At 39.6% G+C, this 26,191-nt stretch carries 27 protein-coding genes; all 27 read right to left on the bottom strand.

The window, feature by feature from the left end; translation table 11 throughout:
* Positions 1 to 35: 35 nt before the first annotated feature.
* The 27 genes from NST76_RS07330 to sleB all read right to left on the bottom strand — a co-directional run bounded on the left by NST76_RS07330 (position 36) and on the right by sleB (position 26,139).
* On the bottom strand, positions 36 to 1,133 hold the full coding sequence (locus NST76_RS07330; RefSeq protein WP_249646080.1) for a prephenate dehydrogenase: 1,098 nt from the start codon (positions 1,131 to 1,133) through the stop codon (positions 36 to 38).
* Positions 1,130 to 2,230 carry a histidinol-phosphate transaminase gene (gene hisC / locus NST76_RS07325; protein ID WP_058844252.1) on the bottom strand — a complete coding sequence of 367 codons (1,101 nt, stop codon included), beginning with the start codon at positions 2,228 to 2,230 and terminating at the stop codon, positions 1,130 to 1,132. Before hisC ends, NST76_RS07330 begins: the two co-directional genes overlap by 4 nt.
* Before the next feature lie 18 nt (positions 2,231 to 2,248).
* Complete coding sequence (gene aroH / locus NST76_RS07320) at positions 2,249 to 2,617, bottom strand: chorismate mutase (RefSeq protein WP_036123206.1); 369 nt, start codon at positions 2,615 to 2,617, stop codon at positions 2,249 to 2,251.
* Positions 2,614 to 3,705: a 3-dehydroquinate synthase gene (gene aroB, locus NST76_RS07315; protein WP_249646078.1), complete on the bottom strand. Its 1,092-nt coding sequence runs from the start codon at positions 3,703 to 3,705 to the stop codon at positions 2,614 to 2,616. Before aroB ends, aroH begins: the two co-directional genes overlap by 4 nt.
* Before the next feature lie 3 nt (positions 3,706 to 3,708).
* Positions 3,709 to 4,890, bottom strand: a complete 1,182-nt coding sequence (gene aroC / locus NST76_RS07310; protein WP_342544872.1) for a chorismate synthase — start codon at positions 4,888 to 4,890, stop codon at positions 3,709 to 3,711.
* Between the two features lie 407 nt (positions 4,891 to 5,297).
* On the bottom strand, positions 5,298 to 6,071 hold the full coding sequence (locus tag NST76_RS07305; RefSeq protein ID WP_036123217.1) for a protein-glutamate O-methyltransferase CheR: 774 nt from the start codon (positions 6,069 to 6,071) through the stop codon (positions 5,298 to 5,300).
* 84 nt (positions 6,072 to 6,155) lie between these two features.
* Positions 6,156 to 6,386, bottom strand: coding sequence for a hypothetical protein (locus NST76_RS07300; protein WP_016994411.1), 231 nt, complete (start codon positions 6,384 to 6,386; stop codon positions 6,156 to 6,158).
* 191 nt (positions 6,387 to 6,577) lie between these two features.
* Entirely contained in the window at positions 6,578 to 8,203 is a 1,626-nt protein-coding gene (locus NST76_RS07295) for a long-chain fatty acid--CoA ligase (protein ID WP_036123224.1), read from the bottom strand.
* Positions 8,204 to 8,291: 88 nt separating this feature from the next.
* Positions 8,292 to 9,059, bottom strand: a complete 768-nt coding sequence (locus NST76_RS07290) for a 3-hydroxyacyl-CoA dehydrogenase (protein WP_036123227.1) — start codon at positions 9,057 to 9,059, stop codon at positions 8,292 to 8,294.
* 14 nt (positions 9,060 to 9,073) lie between these two features.
* Entirely contained in the window at positions 9,074 to 10,222 is a 1,149-nt protein-coding gene (locus tag NST76_RS07285; RefSeq protein ID WP_036123230.1) for a thiolase family protein, read from the bottom strand.
* Positions 10,223 to 10,464: 242 nt separating this feature from the next.
* Positions 10,465 to 10,881, bottom strand: coding sequence for a nucleoside-diphosphate kinase (gene ndk / locus NST76_RS07280; protein ID WP_141904065.1), 417 nt, complete (start codon positions 10,879 to 10,881; stop codon positions 10,465 to 10,467).
* A gap of 86 nt (positions 10,882 to 10,967) precedes the next feature.
* Complete coding sequence (hepT, locus tag NST76_RS07275; protein WP_036126761.1) at positions 10,968 to 11,942, bottom strand: heptaprenyl diphosphate synthase component II; 975 nt, start codon at positions 11,940 to 11,942, stop codon at positions 10,968 to 10,970.
* A gap of 19 nt (positions 11,943 to 11,961) precedes the next feature.
* Positions 11,962 to 12,666, bottom strand: coding sequence for a demethylmenaquinone methyltransferase (locus NST76_RS07270; protein ID WP_036126763.1), 705 nt, complete (start codon positions 12,664 to 12,666; stop codon positions 11,962 to 11,964).
* 15 nt (positions 12,667 to 12,681) lie between these two features.
* The gene (locus tag NST76_RS07265) at positions 12,682 to 13,449 is read right to left on the bottom strand and encodes a heptaprenyl diphosphate synthase component 1 (protein WP_036126766.1); all 768 of its coding nucleotides are present in this window, start codon (positions 13,447 to 13,449) and stop codon (positions 12,682 to 12,684) included.
* Between the two features lie 260 nt (positions 13,450 to 13,709).
* Positions 13,710 to 13,928, bottom strand: coding sequence for a trp RNA-binding attenuation protein MtrB (gene mtrB, locus NST76_RS07260; protein ID WP_004232621.1), 219 nt, complete (start codon positions 13,926 to 13,928; stop codon positions 13,710 to 13,712).
* Positions 13,929 to 13,990: 62 nt separating this feature from the next.
* Complete coding sequence (gene folE / locus NST76_RS07255; RefSeq protein ID WP_036126769.1) at positions 13,991 to 14,560, bottom strand: GTP cyclohydrolase I FolE; 570 nt, start codon at positions 14,558 to 14,560, stop codon at positions 13,991 to 13,993.
* Positions 14,561 to 14,780: 220 nt separating this feature from the next.
* Positions 14,781 to 15,053 carry an HU family DNA-binding protein gene (locus NST76_RS07250; RefSeq protein WP_004232618.1) on the bottom strand — a complete coding sequence of 91 codons (273 nt, stop codon included), beginning with the start codon at positions 15,051 to 15,053 and terminating at the stop codon, positions 14,781 to 14,783.
* Positions 15,054 to 15,252: 199 nt separating this feature from the next.
* Complete coding sequence (gene spoIVA / locus NST76_RS07245; RefSeq protein WP_036126772.1) at positions 15,253 to 16,731, bottom strand: stage IV sporulation protein A; 1,479 nt, start codon at positions 16,729 to 16,731, stop codon at positions 15,253 to 15,255.
* A gap of 93 nt (positions 16,732 to 16,824) precedes the next feature.
* Positions 16,825 to 17,607, bottom strand: a complete 783-nt coding sequence (locus tag NST76_RS07240) for a hypothetical protein (protein ID WP_058844244.1) — start codon at positions 17,605 to 17,607, stop codon at positions 16,825 to 16,827.
* 24 nt (positions 17,608 to 17,631) lie between these two features.
* Positions 17,632 to 17,844 carry a DUF2768 domain-containing protein gene (locus NST76_RS07235; protein WP_008180416.1) on the bottom strand — a complete coding sequence of 71 codons (213 nt, stop codon included), beginning with the start codon at positions 17,842 to 17,844 and terminating at the stop codon, positions 17,632 to 17,634.
* A gap of 224 nt (positions 17,845 to 18,068) precedes the next feature.
* Positions 18,069 to 19,085 (bottom strand): NAD(P)H-dependent glycerol-3-phosphate dehydrogenase, encoded by a 1,017-nt coding sequence (locus NST76_RS07230; protein ID WP_058844243.1) that lies wholly within the window; start codon positions 19,083 to 19,085, stop codon positions 18,069 to 18,071.
* 108 nt (positions 19,086 to 19,193) lie between these two features.
* Positions 19,194 to 20,504 (bottom strand): ribosome biogenesis GTPase Der, encoded by a 1,311-nt coding sequence (gene der, locus NST76_RS07225; RefSeq protein WP_036126778.1) that lies wholly within the window; start codon positions 20,502 to 20,504, stop codon positions 19,194 to 19,196.
* A gap of 770 nt (positions 20,505 to 21,274) precedes the next feature.
* Complete coding sequence (gene rpsA, locus NST76_RS07220; protein WP_058844241.1) at positions 21,275 to 22,411, bottom strand: 30S ribosomal protein S1; 1,137 nt, start codon at positions 22,409 to 22,411, stop codon at positions 21,275 to 21,277.
* 102 nt (positions 22,412 to 22,513) lie between these two features.
* The gene (gene cmk / locus NST76_RS07215; protein ID WP_342544870.1) at positions 22,514 to 23,188 is read right to left on the bottom strand and encodes a (d)CMP kinase; all 675 of its coding nucleotides are present in this window, start codon (positions 23,186 to 23,188) and stop codon (positions 22,514 to 22,516) included.
* A gap of 96 nt (positions 23,189 to 23,284) precedes the next feature.
* Positions 23,285 to 23,944, bottom strand: a complete 660-nt coding sequence (locus NST76_RS07210; RefSeq protein WP_058844239.1) for a flagellar brake domain-containing protein — start codon at positions 23,942 to 23,944, stop codon at positions 23,285 to 23,287.
* Between the two features lie 86 nt (positions 23,945 to 24,030).
* A complete protein-coding gene (locus NST76_RS07205) occupies positions 24,031 to 25,314 on the bottom strand; it encodes a PepSY1/2 domain-containing protein (protein ID WP_036126787.1) in 1,284 nt (427 codons plus the stop codon).
* 15 nt (positions 25,315 to 25,329) lie between these two features.
* A complete protein-coding gene (sleB, locus tag NST76_RS07200) occupies positions 25,330 to 26,139 on the bottom strand; it encodes a spore cortex-lytic enzyme (RefSeq protein WP_036126789.1) in 810 nt (269 codons plus the stop codon).
* Positions 26,140 to 26,191 lie beyond the last annotated feature (52 nt).

The raw sequence follows: 26,191 nt of genomic DNA, 5'->3' as shown, positions 1-26,191 counted from the left end.
GATAGAAAGCGCCGAAATACCGACGCTTTCTTATGCTATGAAATATACGTTTCGAAATTTGCTCGTTGTTGGATACATGACGCAGCACGTTCGCGATCATTTTCGCTTTGGAAGCTAATAACGAGAATACCGAAAACATCTTCACGTGATTCAACGATTCGTAGATTCGTAATACTGATCGCTTCATCCGCTAACAAGCCCGTCACTTCTGAAATAACGCCTGGATAGTCAGGAACATCAACATATAAGTCAAATGGCGTATACATGGCCCCTGCACTAATCGGCAATTCATCTCTCAGCTCTTTGGCAACAGAAAAATAGTTTTCAATAGCCTGTGAAGAACCATCCGTCAGCAGTTCCTTAATGCGAGTCATTTCTTTTTCCCAGCCTTCTAACTGAGTAAGTAGCTCCTCACGATTTTGTAGCGTAATATCTCGCCATAAAACGGGGTTCGAGGAAGCAATTCGTGTAACATCACGAAAACCGCCTGCTGCAAGCGAGCGTGTCATCGGGTATTCTCCATTTTCCTCACCTAATTGATGGACCAGTGAGGCTGCGATAACATGTGGAAAATGACTCACCACAGCTGTCATATGGTCATGTTCACTCGCAGATACACTGACTACTTTTGCATGTGTAAATTTTAGCAAACTTTCAAGCTTAGCCATATGAACGATTTCTTCTCCAGCAAGCGGCGTCAGCATATAATACGCATTTTCAAAAAGATGCGCCTTTGCAGCCAACACACCACTTTTATGAGAACCTGCCATTGGATGTCCACCAATGAATGTAATGCCAAGCTCACGTAATTCGCTGGCCTTTTGCATAATTAATTTTTTTGTACTCCCAGTATCTGTTATAATGACTTTATTTTTTAATGGCCATGATTTTAATTGCTCCATCCACACAAGTGTTGCATTAACAGGTGTACCAAAGATAATGATATCGACATCTGCCGCAACAGCCTGCGGATCTGTAACAATCTCATGCACAATATTTAATGTTTTTGCATGCTCACGTGTTTGTGTATCCATATCATAGCCAATAATTTTTGTTTCGGGTGCTTTTTGCAAAGCAAGGGCAATCGAACCGCCGATTAAGCCTAGCCCAATAACGAGTACTTTGCGTGTCATGCAAATACTCCTTGCTGTGTTAATACTTCGTCAAGCTGGCTAAGTAATGCTGCATTTTGTGCCTCTGTACCAATTGTGACACGGATAAACCCTTGTAATCCTAGAGCATTGCCACTGCGGACAATAAAGCCTCTTTTCATCAGCTCTTGGAAGACAACATCACTATCAGCTTGAGTATCAAAGAAAATAAAGTTCGTATCAGATGGGAAGTATTTTAAATTATGCTTTTCACAGAATTCTACATATTGCTTTTTGCCGTTTTCATTGGCTTCACGACATGCTTCAATGTAAGCTTGATCGCTGAGTGCAATAGCTGCCACAGCTTGACTTAAGATTGTATTATTAAATGGTGCGCGAACAGGATCAAGCTTAGCAATAACGCCAGCTTGCCCAATCGCATAGCCAACACGGAATGAAGCTAGTCCATAGGCTTTAGAAAATGTACGTAATAAAAGTACATTCGGATATTCATCAATGATTGGTAACGTATCCTTATGGCCAGGATGTGTTACATATTCAATGTAAGCTTCATCCAACACGACAAGGACATCGCTTGGTACTTTTGCAAGAAAAGCACGTAATGCCGTATCAGGTATGACAACTCCTGTAGGATTATTTGGACTACATACCCAAACAATCGATGTTTGGTCATCAATTGCAGCTGCCATGCTATCTAAATCGTGGGCACCTTCAACACAAGGAATTTTTCGTACCTCAGCACCTTCAATTTCAGCGTTGTGCCAGTATTGAGAGAAGGAAGGATCCGCCATAATCGTATTTACTCCTGGATACAACAGTGCACGCGTAATAATAGCAATAATGTCATCAGAGCCGTTGCCAAAAAGAAGCTGTGTTTCCTTGACACCTAGATGATCCGCAACAGCTGTACGTAAATTTTGTGCATAGCCATCTGGATAAAGGGCATGATTCACTGCATTATTTTGTAAATAAGCTGTTACCTTAGGTGAGCACCCAAACGGATTTTCATTCGATGCCAATTTAATGACTTCCTTTAAGCCGTATTCACGTTGTACTTCTTCAATTGGTTTCCCTGGCTTATATGCTTGCATACCGTCCAATTGTTGTTTCCACTTCATCTAAAACATCTCCTCTACTTATTTAGCCTGCGCCAAATCTGGTCTTAATTTCACTGCATCGTTGAGATACAAGTGCTTTACATCTTTTTGGGCTACCTCTACGTTCGCATGAATTAATACACGAATACATAAAGGTAAAGCGTTCGGCACATCCATTTCATGTGTACACATAACAGGGACATATTGCCAGCCGTCCATCAAGCGTACTGCACGGGCAGGAAATGCAGAGGTAATATCTGGCGTTGTAGAAATAAGGATTGATGCAATATCATCGATCTCCACATGATTTGCTGCCACAACCTCACGCACTAATCTTGCTGTCTCATCCCATACAAGCTCTGGCCTGTCCGATTCAATTGTTATTGCTCCTCTAAGTCCACGAATCATACAAGCACCTCCGCTAATAACTGTCTATATTCGGCATCTACTTCTCTGCATTCTTCTAAATCAACGGCTCTCACAAAAGGTTTACCTATCTCTTCCAAAAGAACGAACTGTAAAATGCCATATTCCACTTTTTTATCTTTCATTAAATAACTAGTTAACTGTTCAAATGAATAATCATTCACAGGCTCAAATGGATAGCCATTTTTCACTGCGAATTGTAAAAATGTCTTGGTGAACGCTCGCTCCAGCTTTCCGTAACGCTCGCTTAACAATAGGCTATAGACCAACCCCATCATTACGGCTTCTCCATGTGCTACTTTGCCATAACCAGCTGCCGCCTCAATGGCATGTCCATATGTATGGCCTAAGTTTAAAAATTTCCGAACGGACTGCTCTGTTTCATCCTGAGCTACGATTTGAGCTTTCACTTCAATTCCTTTTTTCAGCTGCTTGGCCAGTTCATTTTGATTAAAATGAATCACTGAATCAGCTGTCATTAATTCCTCTAACCAAATAGAATCAGAAATCATCGCATGTTTAATTAACTCTGCTGTTCCTGAACGCACTTCACGTTCGGATAAGCTTTCGGTAAGAGCCGTATCGTAAATAACACCTTCAGGCTGATAAAATGCACCAATCATATTCTTTCCTAACGGATGATTAATAGCTGTTTTACCACCAACTGCAGAATCATGGGCTAAAATGGTCGTTGGAATTTGAATAAAAGGAATTCCACGCATATAGGTTGCCGCAACGAAGCCTGTTAAATCGCCGACAGCTCCACCCCCAAAAGCAAAAACAAATGATTTTCGCGAGCATTTTTGTTCCAATAAAAATGTTTGAGCAGCATTGTATTGTTCAAAGGTTTTACAAGCTTCACCACCAGGTAAAATAAAAACCTCAAAATCATATGGGAAATTTGCCTTGAAATAATCTCCCTGTGCAGCCCAAACATTGCTATCTGTAAATACGATCAGCTTATCTGCTTTTTGAAGTTTATCTGCAAATGCTTGAACAGCTTCAGTTAGAAATTGATGACCGAGAACAACTTCATACTGATGCGATTTTGTTGCAACTGGTACACGCATAAATCAGAACCCCTTTGTATATTGACGATGCTCGTCAATTTGAGCTTGTAATTGAGGTAGTTGATCACTATGAAATTGCTCCAAAATAGCATTCGCTATTTCCCAGGCAATAACATGTTCTGCAACTACAGATGCTGCGGGTACTGCACAGCTATCAGAGCGCTCAACGCTTGCTTTAAATGGCTCTTTTGTTTCGATATCCACACTTTGTAATGGTTTGTATAATGTAGGAATTGGTTTCATAACACCACGTACGACAATTGGCATTCCTGTTGACATACCGCCCTCTAAACCACCGAGTCGATTCGTTGCTCGTGTGTAGCCCTCTTCTTCAGACCAAATAATTTCATCATGCACTTCAGAGCCTTTACGTCGTGCCATTTCAAAACCTAGACCAAATTCTACACCTTTGAATGCATTGATCGATAGCATGGCTGCTGCTAGTTTCGCATCAAGCTTACGATCATAATGCACATAAGAGCCGACACCTGCTGGCATACCTTCCACAATGACTTCAACAACACCGCCGATAGAATCGCCAGCTTTTTTTGCTTCATCAATCGCTTCTACCATCTTGGCAGACGCTACAGGGTCAGCACAGTAACAAGGATCTGCTTCGACAATAGCACGAATTTCTTCTGTTGTTTTTCCTTCTAGTACAGATGTATCTGCCTTAATTCCTACGATTTCAGTCACATGTGCAACAATGGAAATGCCTAATTCATTAAGTAAAGCTTTTGCCACAGAGCCGACTGCTACACGCACAGTTGTTTCACGTGCAGAAGAACGCTCTAATACATTGCGTAAATCACGGTGACCATATTTCATGCCCCCAACTAAATCCGCATGACCTGGACGAGGTCGTGAAATTTGACGCTTAATATCTTCAGGATTAATATCATCTGCTAATGGCTCAGCACCCATAATTTTAGTCCAGTGCTTCCAGTCATCATTTGTTACAACTAGTGCGACAGGAGAGCCAAGTGTTTGACCATGTCGAACACCAGCAACAATCTCTACTGTATCTGTTTCGATTTGCATGCGGCGCCCCCGTCCATGACCTCCTTGGCGTCGTCTTAAATCATGATTAATTTTTTCTGCTGTAATGGGTAAGAGTGACGGTAAACCCTCAATAATTGTCGTTAATTGAGGTCCGTGTGACTCTCCTGCTGTTAAGTAACGCATAAACACTTTCTCCCTTCAACTCGCTAAAGTATGTATTTTTCACTATAACATATATTCTTTAAAAAAACAGTCCTTTTACAAATGTCTTTTCAGTACACCCCATTTCCATCGTTCTAAATGCGAATATTCTGAACGACGTCTATAAAGGAAATCGGTGTACTACTGAAATGGCGTGCTGAATTGTATCCATTACGCTACAGCATAATTGCCGCTGACGTTTCGCCTTCGATACAACATGCATTTGACAAAGTACTCGTTGCACTACTAAAGTGAAGTGCTAAATTTTATAAAAAATACGCCTTTGCTTATGATAAGCGAAAAGCGTATGAAATATCTATGTTTAATACTTGCTTACTATATGTACAAGACTATTTTGGTCATTTGTACAAAGCTTTTCATCCATATTATTAGCTATTTTTCCGATAGAAGAACGTGTCCTCTACATCAAATTCATAACGTGCTGGATTAAAAATTTGCTCTGTTGAGCCAACAAATAAAATGCCATCTTTGCGCAGGGCTTTACTAAAATTATTATAAATTTGATCTTTTGCATCTTCTGTGAAATAGATCATGACATTGCGACAAACAATTAAATCATAATGGCTGTCGTAGGAATCATTCAGTAAATTATGTTTCTTAAAGGTTACACAACGCTTAATTTCATCCTTCACTCGATAGTAGGAGCCCTCTTGTTCAAAATACTTTGCTTTAATGTCACTTGGCACCTCTGCTAAAGAACGTTCAGGATAAACACCTAATTTCGCTTTTTGTATGACATTCTCATCTAAATCAGTAGCAATAATTTGAATTTGAGATAAAGGCACCAATTGAGATAATACCATTACTAAAGAATATGGCTCTTCTCCTGTTGAACAAGCAGCACTCCAAATTTTTAAACGCTTATTTGTTTGTAATAGCTTCGGCAAGATTTTCTTTTGTAATACTTCCCAACGCTTTCCATTGCGATAAAATTCAGAAACATTAATCGTCATACGATCTAAAAATTCATTCATTAAATCACGATCTTGTTCAAGTGCCTTTAGAAAGTCTACAAAATTACGATAGCCCTTTTTCTCATAAAGAGAGGTTAATCGTCTTTTCATTTGCGCTTCTTTATATAACGCTAAATCTATTCCTGTTTTGCGCTTAATACCTTCTATAAATTGTTCATAATCAGACATATGGTCATCTTCCCCTCTAGCGTCGTATTTCCATTATAGCGGAAAAGTCCCAATCCTGAAATAGTCTTTCTTGGGTAAGCCAATCTACTTGCTTGCATTTTGTTTTTCTTCTAATAGTAACACTTTCGACTGTTCTAATTCTAGGCGCATTTTTTCTGTTTCTATCGTATACGTTTCCAATCTAAGCTTTTCTAACTCTACTTCTTTCTCAACAGCCTTCAGTTTAATTTTTTGTTGTCTTGTGCGAGCGTCTGTAAAAATCCCAGCTAATGAAATAATGACGCCTCCAATAATCGCTACAATGGCAATTGACAATCCATCCACATCCTTTCGTTACTAAGATTATACGGCAAAATGGAAAAAATAGTTTCATTTTTCAGGAATTTATCTTCTTCCAATACAATATTTTTTGCATTAGTCAGTAGTTGTTCAGATGCGCTGATATATAATAAATTTCGCACAAAAAATGAAGGTAGTTTTTCACTACCTTCATGCTAACCATTGTATTAAACTTGTACGCGATACGCCTTTAAATCTTCTCGTAATTTGGCCTTTAGGAATTTACCTACTGACGTTTTCGGTACCTCTTCAATGAAGACGATATCATCAGGAATCCACGTTTTATGGAATTGCTGCTGTAAACTCTCTAGTAGCTCTGCCTTGGTAATCGATTCTTTAAATTCAGGCTTCGCTACCACACAGGCTAATGGTCGCTCCAACCATTTTTCATGCGGAATAGCAATAACAGCAGCCTCAAATACTTTTGGATGGGACATCAATGCATTTTCAAGCTCTACAGAAGAAATCCATTCGCCACCACTCTTAATTAAATCCTTTGTACGATCGGTAATTTTTATATAGCCATCTGCTGTCATCACCGCGATGTCGCCTGTATAGAGCCAACCATCTTTAAAGGCTTCATCTGTGCGCTCATCATGATAGTACTCATTAGCAATCCACGGACCTCGAATCGTTAGTTCTCCCATCGTTTTGCCATCCCATGGCACTTCACCATGTTCATTGACTACCCGTGTTTCAATTAGAGGCATGGTCATACCTTGCGTAATTCGAACATGCATTTTCTCATCAGCTGTGTAGTCTTGCATATGGGTTAAATAGGTGGAGAGACTTACGAGCGGTGATGTCTCGGTCATACCATAGCCTGTCATGTAAGGGATATTGAGTTCTTGTTCAAAGCCTCGAATTAGGCCAATTGGTGAGGCAGATCCCCCACAAACAATTAATCGCATCGATGATAAATCACGCGGATTTTGACGTTGCTCCTGTAAAACCCCTAGCCATATAGTAGGTACTCCTGCCGTCAACGTTACTTTATATACGTCAAATAACTCAAGTAAAAGCTGTGGTGTAAACATCGGACCTGGTAAGACCTGTGTAGCACCAAATGCGACACTGGCAAAAGGTAATCCCCATGCATTAGCATGGAACATTGGGACAACTGGTAACACTACATCCGATTCACAAATAGCAATACTATCAGCAAGGCCAGCCGTTAAACTATGCAGAACGATGCTACGATGAGTATAAACAACTCCCTTGGGCATGCCTGTCGTTGCACTTGTATAGCACATGCCAGCAGGTGTATTTTCATCTAAATCTTCTGGGAATACGAAATGTTCATTGGCCTCAGCGAGCAAAGCCTCATAAGAAAGAGCATTTGGGATGGGGATAGATTCGACTGCAACAGCATCTCCCATAATGATAAAATGTTTTACCGTTTTCAGCTGTGACAAGATTGGTGCAATAAGTGGTACTAGATTATCATCAATTAGTAATATTTCATCCTCTGCATGATTGATGACATAAGCAATGTGCTCAGGTGCTAACCGAATATTAATCATATGCAGTACTGCTCCTGCACATGGGACTGCAAAATAGGCTTCCAAATGTCGATGGTGATTCCAAGCAAATGTGCCTACCTTCATACCTCGCTCCATTCCAAGCTTGGTAAGTGCATCCGCTAATCGGCGCGTTCGTTTGACATATTCTTTATACGTAAACTCATGAATAGTTGTCGCACTTGTTCTAGAATAAATTTTCTTCGAATGAAAAAATCGTTCTGCGCGATTCAAAAAACTTGTTAATAATAAAGGTGTGTCCATCATATGCATTATACCGCGTCCCTTCATACATCAAATTTTGAAACGACCAAGACTACTAGCTGCGACAAACCACTTCAAAAATTAAATATTGTTGTTGTTACTTAGGCTGCATACGGATCGCACCATCCAGACGAATGACCTCACCATTTAACAAACCATTATGGATAATACTTTCAACTAAAAGGGCATACTCCGAAGGTTTTCCAAGCCGCTTAGGGAATGGTGTCATTTGAGCAAGAGCTGTTCTTGCAGGCTCAGGTAACGAAGCAAACATCGGTGTTTCAATTAAACCTGGCGCGATGGTCATCACACGTACACCGATCTCCGCAAGTTCTCGTGCAATTGGCAATGTCATCGCTGCCACTCCACCCTTTGACGCACTATAAGCTGCTTGTCCAATTTGACCATCAAATGCAGCCACAGACGCAGTATTAATAATAACACCTCTCTGCCCATCCTCATTCGACTCATTGTGCTGCATTTTCTCCGCGACTAGACGGATGACATTAAATGTACCAATTAAATTAACAGTGATCACTTTTTCAAATAAAGCAAGGGCATGTACGCCTCGCTTCGAAATCACTTTACTCGCATCAGCAATGCCAGCACAATTCACCGCTACATTAATCTTGCCAAATGCTGCAATGGCCTGCTCAAGACCTGTTGCCACGTCCTCCTCCTTCGTAACATCCACTCGTGCATAGATGACATTTTGCCCTAATTCCTCTACTAGAGCTTGTCCACGTTCATCATTGACATCAAAAACAACCGCTTTGCCACCTCGTTCAACAAGGTGACGGACAGTTGCCTCCCCTAAACCTGAAGCACCACCCGTTACTACCGCTACCACTTCATGATGTTTCATCAAACATATCCCCCTTACATTTTTTCGATGATCGTGGCATTTGCCATCCCCATTCCCTCACAGATTGCCAGTAAGCCGTAACGATAATTTTCTCGCTCCATGCGATATAACATAGTCGTTAACAATTTTGTACCAGTTGCCCCTAATGGATGCCCTAATGCAATCGCTCCCCCATCAGGATTGAGCTTCTTCGGATCTCCACCCATGTCCTGTAGCCATGCGAGCGGTACTGGTGCAAAGGCTTCATTTACCTCATATGTGTCGATATCCTCTATGTTGAGACCTGATCGTTCTAGCGCTTTTCTCGTAGCTTCGATTGGCCCTGTTAACATTAATGTTGGATCAGAGCCTACGACCACTCTTGCCACAATTTTAGCAAGTGGCTGAATACCAAGTTCCTGGGCTTTATCCAAGGACATCACCACTACCGCTGATGCCCCATCACTCATCTGACTTGCATTGCCAGCAGTAATAACGCCATCCTCTTGAAAAACAGTTTTTAGCCCATTTAAAATATCGACAGTTGTTTCTGCACGAGGACCTTCATCAACAGTAAATGTTGTCACTGATCCATCCTCCTGTGGAACTCGAATAGGTAGTATTTCATCTTTGAAATGACCTGCTTCAATGGCTGCGATTGCTCGTTGATGGCTTTGATAAGCATAGCTATTGAGCTGTTCTTTTGATAAAGACCATTGTGAGGCGATTTTCTCCGCTGATAATCCTTGATGGATAATATCATAATTCTCCTGTAAGCGTTTGCCAGCATGTGCATTTTGCATATTTGAGCCCATCTGTACCCTTGACATACTTTCCACGCCACCAGCAATGACAATATCCATATCCCCCGCTAGAATGGCCTGTGCTGCAAAATGGACGGCCTGTTGGCTAGAGCCACATTGACGATCAATGGTTACCCCTGGCACACTATCTGGAAAGCCAGCCATCAATAAAGCTGTCCGTGCAATATTCCCCCCTTGTTCAGCTGTTTGCGTTACACAGCCTAATATGACATCATCCACTTGTTCCTTGCCAATCCCTGCTCGCCTTACAGCCTCCTGTAACACATCTGCTGCTAAATCATCCGCTCGAACTTGACTTAATGCTCCCTTACTACGCCCTACAGCAGTTCGCACAGCTGCTACGATTACCACTTCTCTCATATCCATAACCCCTTTTCCTTGTCATCCCTCACAGTTTATTGACAGGCCTATCAATCTATTCCTAACTTAATTATCAGAATATTACATCTTTAATTGTACAGGAGGAAAAAGCTTTTAACAATTCTATATCTATCTAGAAATAGATAATTTCTCTATTGCCATACTATCTATCCTTACTTTTTAGGCAATAAAAAAAGCAATCCCAAGTAAATTGAGACTGCCTAATCTATTCTATTCGCAAATTAAACTAAATCTTCACCGAAGAATAAAGCGATTTCGCGCTCTGCAGAAGCAAGAGAGTCTGAACCGTGGATGATGTTGTGAGAAACAGTTGTTGCGTAGTCACCACGGATTGTACCTGGGTTAGATTCTTCAGGTTTAGTTGCACCCATCATTGTACGAGCAAGCTTGATTACGTTCTCGCCTTCCCATACCATAGCGAATACAGGACCAGAAGTGATGAAATCAACTAATTCACCAAAGAATGGACGCTCAGCATGCTCAGCATAGTGCTTTTCTGCTAATTCTTTAGGAATTACCATTAATTTAGCACCTTTCATTACAAAACCGCGACGTTCGAAACGGTCAACGATGTCTCCAATTACTTGACGTTCAACGCCGTCAGGCTTAACCATTAAAAAAGTTTGTTCAATTGCCATGTTTAAAACACTCCTTAAATTCGTCTAACAGGTTTTACACCTACCGATAAATATTAACAAAAAATGAGCCTTTATACAACAAAAAGCTAGAATTTGCGCTTACCCATGAACAATGCTACATCACGCAGTTTTTTCTTTACGGGATGTTTTGGTAAAGCATCAATTTCCTGTAAGGCCTTTTTCAAATATTTATCACTCATACGATTAGCTTGCTCAATTGCATGAGATTTACGCACATATTGCAACATATTTTGACGTTCCGGTTCTGTTAATGTGCCTGCAAATACTTTGACTAAGTATGGCTGCATCTCTGGCTCATCTTTCAGCAATAGAATCGGTAATGTAATATTGCCCTGCAATAAATCACTACCTGCAGGCTTCCCTAGCTCCTTATCTGTTGCCATGATATCTAACACATCATCGATAATTTGGAAGCTCATGCCTACAAAGTAGCCGAAGCGTTTTAAATGTCGCACTGTTTTAGCATCAACACCTGCCGCTACAGCCCCTAGCTCACAGCTTGAGGAAATAAGTAATGCTGTTTTGCGTTTGATTCTTCTAAAATAATCTTTTAAGCCTTGATCTAATCTAAATTTATCTTCAATTTGAATGACTTCACCGTTACAAATCTCTACCATGGTACGGGCTAAAATTTGATGAACAAGCGGGTCTTCCAGCTTTGTAATATATTCTAGTGCACGTGCAAAAATAAAATCGCCCGTGTACATTGCTACTCTGTTATTCCATTGTGATTTGACAGTCGGGCGTCCTCTTCGCATATTGGAATCATCAATGACATCATCATGCACAAGTGATGCCATATGAATGAGTTCTAAAGGCACTGCTACATCCTTCATCTTCTCAATGTCATAATCGCCAAATTTTGCACCTAGTAACACAAAAATTGGTCGTATCCGTTTGCCACCAGCTTGTAATAAATGGAGAGAAGCATCGTTGATCAAATATGAAGACGAGTCCACCGCTTTTTCTAACTCTCGTTCAATGATATCGATATCTGATTTCAAATCGGAATAGAGTAGTTTTAACTTCATCTTTTCCACGTGTGAAAACCTTCCCCCATTAACGTACCTTTTTAAAGCCCATATGCATTGCCGCAGCCCCGCCACTGTATGCTTTGTACGTTACTTTTTCTAATCCTGCCTGCTCAAACAATGCCGCTAACTTCTTCATACCTGGGAAATCATTCGCAGATTCCTGAAGCCAAGAATATTCCTTATAGCTTTTCGCAAATATTTTACCAAATATCGGCATTATATATTTAAAATAAAAACGGAACAGTTGACGATAACCAGGAATTTCAGATTGAGATGTTTCTAAACATACCACCATACCACCTGGTTTTACGACACGATGCATTTCCTTCAAGACTTGTAAATAATCAGGTACATTGCGAAGACCAAAGCCAATCGTCACATAATCAAACGTATCATCTGGAAAAGGTAACTCCATCGCGTTTCCATGAATTAGTTCTATTTGCGGGTATGACTGCACCTTTTGTTCGCCAACTTTCAGCATGTTTTGACTAAAGTCGAGACCTTTAACTTCTCCACTTTCACCTACTGCTTCTGCCAAAGCGATTGTCCAGTCTGCCGTGCCACAGCATACATCCAGCGCTTTTGTTCCAGGTTTTACAGCCATATGCTTCATCGTATCGTTACGCCAGCCAACATGCATCTGGAAACTAATTACACCATTCATTTTGTCGTAGTTGTCCGAAATACTCTCAAATACTTCGTGAACGTGTTCTTCTTTCGTTTTAGCCATTTTGAAAAACCTCTCTTATCCGTTAGTAGAAGCAATGGATGCCTCTACGTGTGCATGTAAAGCTTGTTTGATATCACTTTGTAAAAAAGTTGAATGATTGATGATCTGTGATAGCTCTGTTTTTAAATGCACAATTTTTTCCTGGATGACGCTATTAAAGGTTGCGCCATTTTGTCTGACACTTGCTTCAAGTGCCTTACCCATTAAAGACATTTGCCCACGCTGATAAGCCGCCCATTCTCTTTCTAAACGCAAGATTAATAAGCTTTTTTCTATAAGCGGTATATAGTCACTGAAAGAATAAAGACCGAAAAATTGAGCAATTAATCCCGCTTCAATATTACACAACGACGCATACCATTGCTCGATTGTTCGTTGCTCTGCTTCATACACTTTAATCTGGTGTTCACAACGAGCCACTATACCTTGTGACAAATTTCGGATCAATGCGACATTTCCTGACATCGCTAATATTTCATAATAACGACCACTATAAAAATCTCCAGCTAAAACGGTAAGCTGCTGTTCTTTTGATGTTGCATCTATTTCTTTTATATGATCGTGAGCCGCTAATGCTGCGTATACAATGCCAACAGTAATTGCAGCCTCTTGTTGCTCCTGTTGCCACTCTTCACCATTCAAAAAAGGGATTAACAAATAAAACAATTGATTTTCATCTATCACAGGAACTCCTGTGTATTTTTGCAAAGTTCTATGACGAACATCCATGAAAATCTCTGTTTTTAACTGTGCAATTGAATTTTGAATGTATGTTGCATTCATAGACCTTACTCCATTTCACTTTCAGATACGCTAGTCCTATCTAAGACTTGACGCTTGCTTACTGAGTCATTATAGCATATGCAACGATGTGGAATAAAAAAAATTTGCTTTCTTCATAGGACAGGCAGTAAAGCATTCCCATTATTTGATGCGGGAATACTAACTGCCCAGAAACCTCTTACTCAGTTTTTCACAATGATTGTTTTTCTATGTGCCTGTCATACTTAAAACAGGGCAAAACCTATCGAAAGAACTCTTTATTATTTTTTTGCTTCGCTATTGATCACACCATGTGCTGTATGAATTTGTGCTTTACCACGTATTTTCATGGCAGATGTGTGTTCTGTAAATTGAGCAATCATTACTTCGCCGGCATCTAGCTTTTCTGAATGATGGAATTTAGTATCTGTTCCACGAGTTAAACCAATGACATGGACACCATCTTCTTCTGCTTGAATAACAATATAATCTTGTGACATCTTTGTACACTCCTTAAATCCGACAAATTCTTAGTACATCATAACATAATTAGACATGCAATTTAAGACATTTGAATAAATGACAGTACTTCTCTTCGTTTCACTTCATCTTCTTCGTAAATACCACGAGCAACAGATGTTACCGTTTTGGAACCCGGTTTTTTTAATCCTCGCATTGTCATGCACATATGCTCAGCCTCAATGACCACATAAACGCCTTTTGGTGCAAGCATCTCCATAATTGTTTCCGCTACTGAAGAGGTAATACGCTCTTGCAATTGCGGTCTGCGGGCAATCGTTTCCACTGCTCGTCCAAGTTTACTAAGGCCAGCTACAACGCCGTCATTTGGTATGTATGCGACATGTGCTTTGCCATAGAAAGGTACTAGATGATGCTCACACATCGAATAAAAAGGAATATCTTTGACAAGCACTAATTCTTCATGATCCTCATGAAACACCGTTTTAAAATAATCTTTTGCATCCTCATGCAAGCCGCTAAACATCTCAGCATACATTTTTGCTACACGTTTTGGTGTATCCAATAAACCTTCGCGATTTACGTCTTCACCTACCGCCTCTAAAATCATTTTTACTGCTTCTTCTATTTTTAATAAATCAATATTCGACATCCGAAAAACCCTCCTGCGTATCAAAACATTACACATTTCCCTATGCATCGTAGCACATCCAAAAGGGAAGCGCAAAATGACTTACCTGATTCATTAGAAATTCATTTCTAGCTCAGCAAATTCCCGTATTAATGTTATGTAAAATGAATTTTAACGTTAAAAAGAGCAGCCTTCATGTTCGTTAACATGAAGACTGCTCTATGTAACTACTAGACGTGTATTATTTTACCGCGTCTTTAAGCGCTTTACCTGGTTTGAAAGCAGGCACCTTGCTAGCAGCGATTTCGATTTCTTTACCAGTTTGTGGGTTACGACCTTTACGAGCCGCACGTTCACGTACTTCAAAGTTACCAAAACCAATTAATTGTACTTTGTCACCCTTTGCAAGAGCATCTTGAATTGTATCAAATACAGCTTCAACTGCTTTAGAAGCGTCTTTTTTAGAAAGACCTGCAGCTTCAGCAACAGAGTTTACTAATTCTGTTTTATTCACACCATTCACCTCCTCTCAAAGGGTCATGAACCAATTCTGTAAAAAGAGTAACACATAGAAAACCGCTACGCAACTGTATTCATACATGATTATAACCAAAAAATCAGTTTTTCACCCAAAAAACAAAAATAAAAGGACTTTTCGCATAAAAACGAAAAGCCCTTCACCTATTTTTCGTACTTTTTTTTGATTTTTATCACTATAAAATAAATGTCACTAAACCTCGATCACCTTCGTTGACCATACGTTCAATCGTTTGACGCATACGTTTTTTAGCAGTAGATGGAACTGCATCCATTTTATAGCGTATTCCTTCTTTTAATACTTCGTGTAGTGGCGTTCCAAAAAGCTGTGTATTCCATAATGCATCACGATCATGTAAATAAGCATGATTTAAATCTTTTAGCAGTTGCTGACTATGGAATTCCGAACCGATTAACGGTGCAAACTCAGATTCCATATCTACACGGATAATATGGTAAGATGGCGCCTTTGCTTTCATTCGTACACCAAAGAAATTATTTTGCTTAATGAGCTCTGGTGCTGTTGGCTCAAATTCTTGCATCATCGGCAATGTCACACCATAACCTGACGTATCAGCATCATGAATCGCACTTTTGAAGCGTTTTTGGGCTTCTTTTGCCTCTGCCGCCTCTTTAATAAAGAGCAGCCAATCCTTTTTCGTTTCAATCGGCTCTTCTAGCCATTCATTACAAACCGATTTGTACAATTCGCCCTGTAGGGATACACGAATTACCGCCGTTCCCACACCAGCATCTACATGAACGACTTCACTTTGATCGATAAAATCAATGGCTTTAAAGGCATCTGACGCCTGTTGCACATCCCGAATTTTCATTACAGAAGAGAGTACTTCCTCCATGGAATCAATCAAGGCAACATTTAATGGGTGTGTAGCATCTAAAACGTCCAGCCAATCTGGTTTTTCCACCTCAATTGTACGGATAGGAAACTCAAATAACGCCTCTTGTAAAATATATTGAATATCCGTTTCCCTCATTTGGTCAATCGCCATGGCAATAACAGGCACATTGTAACGTTCAAACAATTCATTGCGAAGCTGAACCGTTTCCTCTCTCGCTGGCATTTGGCAATTCAGAAGGATGACAAAAGGCTTGCCGATTTCTTTTAACTGTTCAACAATTTCCTCTTCTGCCTTCTCTGCGGCACGGCGACTGATTCCGTTAACGGTACCATCAGTCGTAACAACAATACCGATATTCGCATGGTCACGAATCACCTTATCTGTGCCAATTTTAGCGGCTTCCTGAAATGGAATTGGCTCTGTATGCCAAGGCGTATGAACATATTTAGGACCGTTTTCATCTTCATAGCCCTTTGTCCCATCAATAATATAACCAACACAATCTGCTAAACGAATTTGGAATGGCATCTCATCTTCGCCGACCACAATACGGGTTGCTTGAGCAGGCACAAACTTCGGCTCAGCAGTCATAATGACAGGCCCCGGAGAACTTTGTGGCAACTCATCTTGTGCTCGCATTCTTTCTGTTTCATCCACAATATTTGGTAACACGACTGATTCCATTACCTTTTTTACAAATGTTGATTTACCTACACGTACTGGACCGACAACACCAATATAAACATCGCCATTTGTGCGCTCTGCAATTTCTCTAAATACTGCTTCACTCAAGGTTTCTGCCTCCTTTATCTACGCTTTTTCACTATATGCAAGCTTGTAGACAAATATGAAAAAGCCCCTCACAAATGTAAGGAGCTTTGTTTCTTATTCTTCTTTTTTCTCAGCGGCTTCTGCCTCTTGTTTTTGTCGTTCTTTCGCCTTTTGGACATCTACACTATACGTTTCCATATCATAAATTGGCTCACCATTATCATCCACTGTATAGGGAACAGAATAAGCAGGCACTACAGGATATTTGTCGACAAGTAACTGACGAATATCATCACCAGGTTTGACATCAGGCTTGTCTTCTTTTAAAAGTTGTCCTAAATCCACAGAATAATCCACATGCAATTCACCGTCACCTGTCATAAAGAGCGGTAATTCGACGCCAGAATAAGGACTTTTCACTGTCACATCTGTTTTATAGCCCAAATCTTTATAATTAATTTGATAAACATTATCGGACATTGAACCTTTGATTGGCAAATACTGTGTAGATAGTTTACGAATACCTATTTCACGTATACGCTCAGCCGCATTTAAATCTACTAATTTGACCGTCGCTTGATCTTCAGGATCCCAAATAATATATTGATATATACCGCCTTTTTCATAGGCATTACCAGGAATTGTCGTCAAATACTTCGGCATAAGCTTTTCAAAGTCGATTAAGTATTTGATATAAATGTCTGTATCAAGTTCACTATTTTTAATTGGTACTAGCCCACCAGTTGCTTCGCGGTATTCATTCACGGCACGTTGAACTGCAGCTAACTGGTCGACATCAGGCGTGACCTTTGCCCTTTTTTCGTCTTCTGGGTACGCACACCCTACTAACAGTATGGCAGTTGCAAATACCAACAGAAAAGCACTTAGTTTTTTCATGTTACTGAACACCTCATTAATTTTTTATGCTGGCCATGTGGCAACTATTAGTACCATTAAAAATGTGCCAAGTCCAAACAGTATGTATGCACATAAATTTACGATTGTTCGTAAAAATACATTTGAAATCTTATTCCGAGCTAAATAAATTAAGCCGACTGATATTATCATAAAGCCTATACAATAAAACGACACCCACATTACATCCAGTGCAGGCATATGAGCTAACGGGCCCATTTCAAATAACCACCTTTCGTTCAATGTCAAGAAACAATCAAAGTATATTATACTATGTGCCTTCGCTAAAAAGAAATAGTTGTCCCATAACTATCAAGAAATGGACAACTCTTTTACAGTGCTTGCACTATTCAACTAATAGCACACAATAAGGCGTCTCAACAGATTCGTTGAGACACCTTATTTATGTCCGTTTTATGACAGATTTAATCAAAAAATTAATATTAATGCTTCATATCATCTATTTCTCGTTTTTTCATACGCATCATTAATGCGTCAACCGCCACTTTCGGTTCAACATCATTAAATAGAACACTATAAAGCTCTGTGGAAATCGGCATAGCCACACCATACTTTTCTGCTAATTGATAGGCTGCCTTTGTGGTACGTACACCTTCTACAACCATGCCCATTTGATCTAACACTTCTTGTAGCTTCATCCCTTGCCCTAGCATATTCCCAGCTCGCCAGTTTCGGGAGTGAACGCTTGTACAGGTTACAATTAAATCTCCCATGCCTGTAAGCCCTGAGAAGGTAAATGGATTACCGCCCATTTTTACACCTAAACGTGTAATCTCCGCAAGTCCTCGTGTAATAAGTGCTGCTTTCGCGTTATCACCATAATTCAAGCCATCTGTAATACCTGCAGCTAATGCAATGACATTTTTCAGTGCCCCACCAATTTCTACACCGATCACATCATCGTTTGTGTAAACACGGAAAAATTGATTCATAAATAAATCCTGAACTTTTTCAGCAGCGTCTATGTTAGCACAAGCAGCAGTAACCGTTGTCGGGTGGTGCAGCACAACTTCCTCGGCATGACTTGGTCCGGAAAGAACGACAATTTCTTCCACATTTTCAGCTGGCAAACTTTCCGCTAAAATTTCAGAAATTCGTTTTAATGAATCTGGCTCAATCCCTTTAGAAACATGGACAAATAACACTTTTCTAGCTAGTTTAGCCGTTAATTTCTCACAAACTTCTCGAATAGCTTTCGTAGGAACAGCCACAACAATAGTCTCTGCATGCGTAGCTGCCATTGCTATATCACTCGTCGCATGTAAATTTGCAGGCAGAACGGTCTCTGGTAAATATTTTTTATTCGTATGCAGATGGTTGATTTCTTCTGCCTGATTAGCTCTATGTGTCCATACAAGCGTATCATGTCCATTTTCCGCTAGTACCATCGCCAGTGCAGTACCCCATGAGCCTGCCCCTAACACACAAACTTTTTCCATAAAAAATCCTCCCTTTGTTGGGTTGTCTATAATAATTTCTGTTCTTGTAAAAAGACGCCACCCAACAAATATGTCGGGTTGGCGTATTGTATGTGTATAGCTAGTACCTTAAGCACGAGCACGTGTAATTAAACGAATTGGCGTTCCTTCAAAGTCAAATGTTTCACGAATTCGATTTTCTAAGAAACGTTCGTATGAGAAATGCATCAGCTCAGGCTCATTCACGAACACAACAAATGTCGGTGGCTTAATCGCAACCTGAGTAGCATAGTAAATACGTAAACGACGACCTTTATCCGTCGGCGCAGGATTACGTGCCACGGAATCCTCAATCACTTCATTTAAGATAGAAGACTGAATACGCATCGCATGATTTTCACTTACACGTTGAATAATCGGTAAAATTTGATGCACACGCTGTTTTGTATTAGCCGATACAAAAATAATCGGGGCATAATCTAAAAATAGGAAATGCTCACGAATTTGCTGTGTAAAGACATTCATCGTTTTTTCGTCTTTTTCAATGGCATCCCATTTATTCACTACGATCACAACAGCTTTTCCAGCTTCATGTGCATAGCCAGCAATTTTTTTATCCTGCTCCTGAATACCCTCTTCTGCATTCATTACCACTAAAACAACGTCTGAGCGTTCAATGGCACGTAGCGCACGTAAAACCGAGTATTTCTCAGTGGTTTCATAGATTTTCCCTTTTTTACGCATGCCGGCTGTATCAATAATGACATATTCCTGATCGTCATACTCATATGGCGTATCAATAGCATCACGTGTTGTCCCTGCAATATTACTAACAATAACGCGTTCTTGCCCTAAGAAAGCATTTACTAATGAAGATTTCCCAACATTCGGACGACCGATTAAAGAGAATTTAATCACATCATCTCCATATTGTTCTTCATCTTCTTTCGGGAAATGCTTTGCACACTCGTCTAATAAATCCCCTAAACCTAAGCCATGCGAACCAGAAATCGGCCAAGGCTCTCCGAAGCCAAGTGCATAAAAATCATAAATCATTTCACGCATATCAGGATTATCAATTTTATTGACTGCTAATACGACTGGTTTTTTTGTTTTGTATAAAATTTTAGCAACTTGCTCATCTGCTGCCGTTACCCCTTCACGACCATTAGTCATAAAAATAATAACGTCCGCTTCATCAATGGCGATTTCAGCTTGTTGACGAATTTGCTCTAAAAACGGCTCGTCTCCAATTTCAATCCCACCTGTATCAATAATATTAAAATCGTGTGTTAACCACTCTGCCGAACTATAAATACGATCACGCGTTACGCCTGGGATATCCTCCACAATCGAAACACGCTCTCCAACGATACGATTAAAAATCGTCGACTTACCTACGTTCGGACGACCTACGATGGCTACTACTGGTTTCGTCATCTGTACTTCATCCTTCCAACTTCTTGTCTTTCGCTATTATACACGAAAAATGCCATTATATCATATCATATCCATAATGTAGAACGCTATGTATGGCAATAACGAGACGTTTGATTAATTTTATTTGATTCTATCCTCGGATTTTTGAGTTTTATCCTGCGATTTGAAGATTCTATCCTACGCTTTAAGCATTAGCCTTTGATTCGAGGGTTCTATCCATCGCTTTTTCTGTTCTATCCTTCGATTTAAGGATTCTATCCATCGCTTTATGTGCTAGCCCTCGATTCGAGGGTTCTATCCATCGCTTTTTCTGTTCTATCCTTCCATTTAAAGATTCTATCCACCTCTTTATAAGTTCTATCCTTCTATCTGAAGTTTTTATCCACCACTTTATGTGCTAGCCTTTGATTCGAGGGTTCTATCCACCGCTTTTTCTGTTCTATCCTTCCATTTAAAGATTCTATCCAACACTTTTTCTGTTCTATCCTTCCATTTGAAGTTTTTATCCGCCACTTTATGAGTTAGCCTTCGATTTGAGGATTCTATCCACTGCTTTTTCAATTCTATCCCTCGATCTGAAAGTTCTATCCAACGCTTTTTCAGTTCTATCCTTCCATTTAAAGATTCTATCCACCTCTTTATAAGTTCTATCCTTCTATCTGAAGTTTTTATCCACCACTTTATATGCTAGTCTTCGATTTGAGAATTCTATCCGCATCGTCAACATAAAAAAGCGAGGATACTTTTATGCATCCTCGCTCCATACATTATTATTTAAAGTTTTTTAGTTGATCGCCAATCACATCGCCAAATGAGAAACCTGTGTTTTCTTCAGGTAATTCATAGTCGATCACTTCTTCTGCTTCGGGATTTTCTAGTAATTCTTTAATGCTTAGCGCTAAGCGGCCTTCTTCAGCATTGACATCAAGCACTTTTACTTGTACTTCTTGTCCCTCTTTTAACGCTTCATGTGGCGTGTTAATATGCTTATGTGCGATTTGTGAAATATGCACTAAGCCTTCCACACCTGGGAATACTTCCACAAATGCACCAAATGAAGTAAGACGCTTCACTCGACCATCTAAAATAGTGCCTTTCGCTGCACGCTCTTCGATACTTGACCAAGGTCCTGGCATCGTTTCTTTGATGGATAATGAAATACGTTCATTTTCTGGGTCCACTGACAGAACTTTTACTTTAACGTCTTGTCCTTCAGCTAAAACCTCGCTCACATCATTCACATGCTCATGTGACACTTGTGAAATGTGTACAAGGCCATCAATACCGCCAAGGTCGATAAATGCGCCAAATGATGCTAAACGCTGTACTTTACCATCTAATACCTCGCCAGCTTTAATTTGATTGATGACATTTTTCTTTTGAGAAGCTTTTTCCGCTTCTACTACTGCACGGTGTGATAAGATAAGGCGATTTTTGTCCTTATCCAGCTCAACAATTTTGAAGCTTAATGTTTTGCCTTTATAGCCTTCAAAATCATCAACAAAGTAGTCTTCTACAAGGGATGCTGGTACAAAGCCACGTACACCTAAATCTACGACAAGACCACCTTTAACAATATCCTTTACTTCCGCTTCGAAAATTTCCTCTGCGGCAAATTGCTGCTCAAGTGTATCCCATGCTTTTAAAGCATCAACTTTACGTTTTGATAAGACAAAGTTCTCTTCTTCAACCTTTGTAATCATCAACTCTAATTCATCCCCTACAGAGATGACATCAGAAGCTTTCTCAATGTGTAAGCTTGATAATTCACTAATCGGTACAATTCCATCAAACGGTGCACCTGGAATTGACACAGATACTGCCTTTTCATCAACTTGCGCTGCAATACCTTTGACGATATCACCTTCGTTAAACGTTTGTTCTGCATAGTTCATTTCTTCAGACATATGTAACCCTCCTTCGCATCTTCCCTTACTATTTTATTCGATATTGAAGACAAAGACAAAAATAAATCCTTTAAATTCTAAAAATGTCTGAAATTTTAGGATTTATAGCATTTTTTCTTCTGCTAATTTTAAAATAGCTTGTGCTGCATCATCAATGGATAATGCTGTCGTATCTAAAAATAGGGCATCTTCCGCTTGAATCAGTGGCGATGCTTCACGCTCACTATCTTTTTTATCACGGAGCGCAATTTCTTCTTGAAGTTTTTCAAGAGAGGAGTCAATTCCTCTTTTTTGATTATCAATCAATCGACGTCTAGCACGTTCTTCTACTGTTGCAGACATAAAAATCTTGAGCTCTGCATGTTTTAATACATGTGTCGCAATATCACGACCATCCATGACCACTCCACCATTAGCTGCCAGCTTTTGCTGTTGCGCAACCAATAGCTCACGAACTTTCGCATGGGCAGCAACTTGAGAAACGGATGAAGTGACTTCATTTGAGCGTATTTCCGTTGTCACATCGTGACCATCTAAAAAGACTAGCTGTCCTTGTTGGGATGGTTTCAATTCGATTGTGCTAGCCGCTAGCATCTCTGCTAATTTTGCTTCATCATTTAAATGTATGTTTTGTTGCATCGCTTTATACGTAACTGCTCGATACATTGCACCTGTGTCAATATAAGTAAATCCAAGTGCTTCTGCAACAATTTTCGCGATTGTACTTTTACCAGCACCAGCCGGTCCGTCTATCGCAATTTGAATGTTTTTTTTCATATTCTTCCCTACTTTCTATCGCTTTTTATTGTACCATATAACCTAAAAAAAGCCCTCTGCTAGGAGAGGGCTAAATAAAAATATTCATCATGAACATTAAACATTAAATGGATTCAATTCCTTACGACGATTGACTAATTGACGCTCAAAGCAAAAACGCACAATATGCTGTTGGTCGACGTCATCTGTATCCGTTAGCTGGATTGTCGCAATGCGTTTACCCTCTTTTTCAAAAATGCGCACGACGGTAGCTTCTGTAATAACGTATTTGACTTCTCCATTAGTAAACGGCAATGCGATCGTTAATTTTACCTCATCATCATCTTTGAAAGCTACTGTTCCCTTCAAGATGATTGCCAAGCCTCCTGCGCTAATATCTGCTGACACAAGTTGATATTTATGATCCTTGAATTGGACCGCTACATCCACTGGTGTTTCCACTCGGACATATTCTCGTCGTTGAATTTTTATAAATTCCTCCGGCTTTGGACAATGCAACATAATCATCGGTATATTACCTGCTTTACGACCAATGACCTCTGTTTTAAAAGCAAAGGAATGTTTATCTTCGGTTCGAAAAGTCGCTCTAAATTCTGAGCCATCTATTAAAAACGCCGTTTTCTTCGTTGCCGTATTAACTGGATAGTCGATATAAAGAATATTGTCTTGCTGCTCTACCACTTTACATTGGAATTTCTCCACACGCTCAGTATAAGTAGGTTCAAGTTGTAATTGTGTACCAATTTTTATTTCCATGAGCATCTCCCCGTACGAAAATTATAGTTTAATTATCTCATGAGATGTTTATTTTGGCTATAAAAATTGGTAGTATTTTCTTATTACTAAGTGAGATATTCTACTTTTAATACGTTGTGATTTTCCGCATCAATAACGATTCGGAATGTTTCTTGTGTATTTCCGTCACGTAATGCAATGACCTCATAGCAAAGACGTTGTTCAAATTGTCCATTATCTGTATAAATATTTTTTACTTCTTGTACTTGAATATCGTCCTGGAAGAACGTTTTCCAATCAATAGGCTTAGCAGTTTGCGGTTTGATATTCTCTTCTTGAATATATTCCATCGCATTAGCACCTAATAGCTCACCTGTATCTTTCGCTAATTTTAATTGCACACCGTCAGCATAAATTAACGCATTATCGCCTGGATTTACACGGGCAAATGTCACATGCCATGCTTGGTGGTTTTCACGTGATTCCACATAGGCTACATCCTTCATGCCTAATTTCTTAACATAATCTTGTGCCTTTTTAAGAACTTCTTCTTGTGATAGCTTAGCTTCATCAACAGGTCGTTCTACTAAATAGGATAATAAATGGCCACCCTTTTCTGTTAAATCAACATACCCTAGACGTATCCCTTGGTGGAATTGGATATGATAGAAAGGATATGGTGCTGTATCACTACTTTTTGTGACAGTGAATGTAGCATCTTTAATGACTGGGAATAAATATTTCACTTTTTCTAGTGCTTCTTTTTCGGTAATAACGGCATCCTGCAATGCCTTTAACTCAATTTTTTTCTGCCAATCAGATTCAGATAAAGTTAATGGGAAATCCTTTTCACCATAGCCTTTTAACGTATCTTTCACAGTATCAAATTGTGTATTTGGATTTTTATTATCTACTTGCTGTAGCCAAATATCCATTTTTCCATCATGCTTATAAAAATCAACGGTTGCAGCTGTCCATTCATCAGAAAGAGACTGTAAATTGGTTGACACCTGTGGCATCTTTTCACGCCAAGCATCATAATCACCTGTTTTGGCTGTTCTTTTAGCTTCATCGCCAAGTCGCCCTAAGTAATTCATCCATTGATTCGATAATTCTTGTCCAATAGGAATATTTGCAATAGAAGAACGAACTTCTGAGCTTAAACGCCAAACTGAGTCTAGCTCATTGTGAATCGCCTGCTCGTCTTGAAACAAGAGGGATTGCGATACTGAACGCTGAAGATGGGACAGTTTTTCAGAAGCATCTGTTAACTTATCTGTATACTGTGCGAGCACGGTACGTTGTAAATCTTCTTTATCTCCATGTAAATTAATACTATATGCTCCTAATCCAATGACAGCGATTGTTAAGACCACGAGCCAAGTTTTCATCTATGTTCCTCCTTCCTATGAACAGAAAATATGCTCTCCTATTTGTTTAATTTGTGGGCGTGACCAAATCCATTTACTTGTTGCTGTTTTAGGATTGAAATAATACAATGCATTTTCAGATGGGTCCCAGCCGTTCATAGCATCAATAACAGCTTCTTTTGCACGTTCATTTGGTTCTAGCCAAATTTGACCATCTGCTACTGCTGTAAACGCTAACGGTTGGAAGATAATACCTGAAATAGTATTCGGGAAATCTGGGCTTTCCAAGCGGTTCAAAATAACGGCCGCTACTGCTACTTGCCCCTCATAAGGTTCTCCCCTAGCTTCTCCATAAACGGCATTGGCTATTAATTGTAAATCTCGTTCCGTATATTTTGGTGGAACCTGTGTCTGTGTACCATTCTTATTGCTACTTCCACTGCTATTACCACCGCCAGTGCCTTTTTTCACTTGTTGATCAAGTGGCTTACCGCCATAGTAAGTAAATTGATTTCCTGCATTTAATTGTGCCTTAACCCATTTTTCATCATAATCAGAATTGCCTGCTAATGCTTTTTTTGTCTTAGTGCCGGCAATCCCGTCTACTGGTAAACCATAATTCTCTTGGAAATTACGCAAAGCCCAGTATGTGTTATAGCCAAATTTGCCATCAATTTTACTCTTATAAAAACCTAAGTATTGTAGCCTAGCCTGTAATTCAATAACATCATCTCCATAGGCACCACGAGTAATTTGCTGATCGCTAAATGCATTGGCATCATTTTGAGGAATCGCAATTATACTAATTCCTAATATCAAAGCAAAAAGTATGCTTACTAAACGCACTTTTATCACTCCTTTTTTTTATAGCTTGAAACAAAAGGAGTAATTTATACAT

It is taken from the genome of Lysinibacillus sp. FSL W7-1291 (assembly GCF_038593415.1).
In the GTDB taxonomy this organism is placed as follows: Bacteria; Bacillota; Bacilli; order Bacillales_A; family Planococcaceae; genus Lysinibacillus; species Lysinibacillus fusiformis_D.
Note: the sequence above shows the minus strand (reverse complement) of the source record. Positions and strands in the feature narration are given on the sequence as shown.

Bases quoted from the DNA above. Each gene is read 5' to 3' on its own strand.
- NST76_RS07330 (WP_249646080.1), bottom strand. From the start codon at position 1,133: ATGACACGCAAAGTACTCGTTATTGGGCTAGGCTTAATCGGCGGTTCG.
- hisC (WP_058844252.1), bottom strand. From the start codon at position 2,230: ATGAAGTGGAAACAACAATTGGACGGTATGCAAGCATATAAGCCAGGG.
- aroH (WP_036123206.1), bottom strand. From the start codon at position 2,617: ATGATTCGTGGACTTAGAGGAGCAATAACAATTGAATCGGACAGGCCA.
- aroB (WP_249646078.1), bottom strand. From the start codon at position 3,705: ATGCGTGTACCAGTTGCAACAAAATCGCATCAGTATGAAGTTGTTCTC.
- aroC (WP_342544872.1), bottom strand. From the start codon at position 4,890: ATGCGTTACTTAACAGCAGGAGAGTCACACGGACCTCAATTAACGACA.
- NST76_RS07305 (WP_036123217.1), bottom strand. From the start codon at position 6,071: ATGTCTGATTATGAACAATTTATAGAAGGTATTAAGCGCAAAACAGGA.
- NST76_RS07295 (WP_036123224.1), bottom strand. From the start codon at position 8,203: ATGCATATGATGGACACACCTTTATTATTAACAAGTTTTTTGAATCGC.
- NST76_RS07290 (WP_036123227.1), bottom strand. From the start codon at position 9,059: ATGAAACATCATGAAGTGGTAGCGGTAGTAACGGGTGGTGCTTCAGGT.
- NST76_RS07285 (WP_036123230.1), bottom strand. From the start codon at position 10,222: ATGAGAGAAGTGGTAATCGTAGCAGCTGTGCGAACTGCTGTAGGGCGT.
- ndk (WP_141904065.1), bottom strand. From the start codon at position 10,881: ATGGCAATTGAACAAACTTTTTTAATGGTTAAGCCTGACGGCGTTGAA.
- NST76_RS07270 (WP_036126763.1), bottom strand. From the start codon at position 12,666: ATGGCTAAAACGAAAGAAGAACACGTTCACGAAGTATTTGAGAGTATT.
- NST76_RS07265 (WP_036126766.1), bottom strand. From the start codon at position 13,449: ATGAATGCAACATACATTCAAAATTCAATTGCACAGTTAAAAACAGAG.
- mtrB (WP_004232621.1), bottom strand. From the start codon at position 13,928: ATGTCACAAGATTATATTGTTATTCAAGCAGAAGAAGATGGTGTCCAT.
- folE (WP_036126769.1), bottom strand. From the start codon at position 14,560: ATGTCGAATATTGATTTATTAAAAATAGAAGAAGCAGTAAAAATGATT.
- NST76_RS07240 (WP_058844244.1), bottom strand. From the start codon at position 17,607: ATGAAAAAACTAAGTGCTTTTCTGTTGGTATTTGCAACTGCCATACTG.
- NST76_RS07235 (WP_008180416.1), bottom strand. From the start codon at position 17,844: ATGGGCCCGTTAGCTCATATGCCTGCACTGGATGTAATGTGGGTGTCG.
- NST76_RS07230 (WP_058844243.1), bottom strand. From the start codon at position 19,085: ATGGAAAAAGTTTGTGTGTTAGGGGCAGGCTCATGGGGTACTGCACTG.
- der (WP_036126778.1), bottom strand. From the start codon at position 20,504: ATGACGAAACCAGTAGTAGCCATCGTAGGTCGTCCGAACGTAGGTAAG.
- rpsA (WP_058844241.1), bottom strand. From the start codon at position 22,411: ATGTCTGAAGAAATGAACTATGCAGAACAAACGTTTAACGAAGGTGAT.
- cmk (WP_342544870.1), bottom strand. From the start codon at position 23,188: ATGAAAAAAAACATTCAAATTGCGATAGACGGACCGGCTGGTGCTGGT.
- NST76_RS07210 (WP_058844239.1), bottom strand. From the start codon at position 23,944: ATGGAAATAAAAATTGGTACACAATTACAACTTGAACCTACTTATACT.
- NST76_RS07205 (WP_036126787.1), bottom strand. From the start codon at position 25,314: ATGAAAACTTGGCTCGTGGTCTTAACAATCGCTGTCATTGGATTAGGA.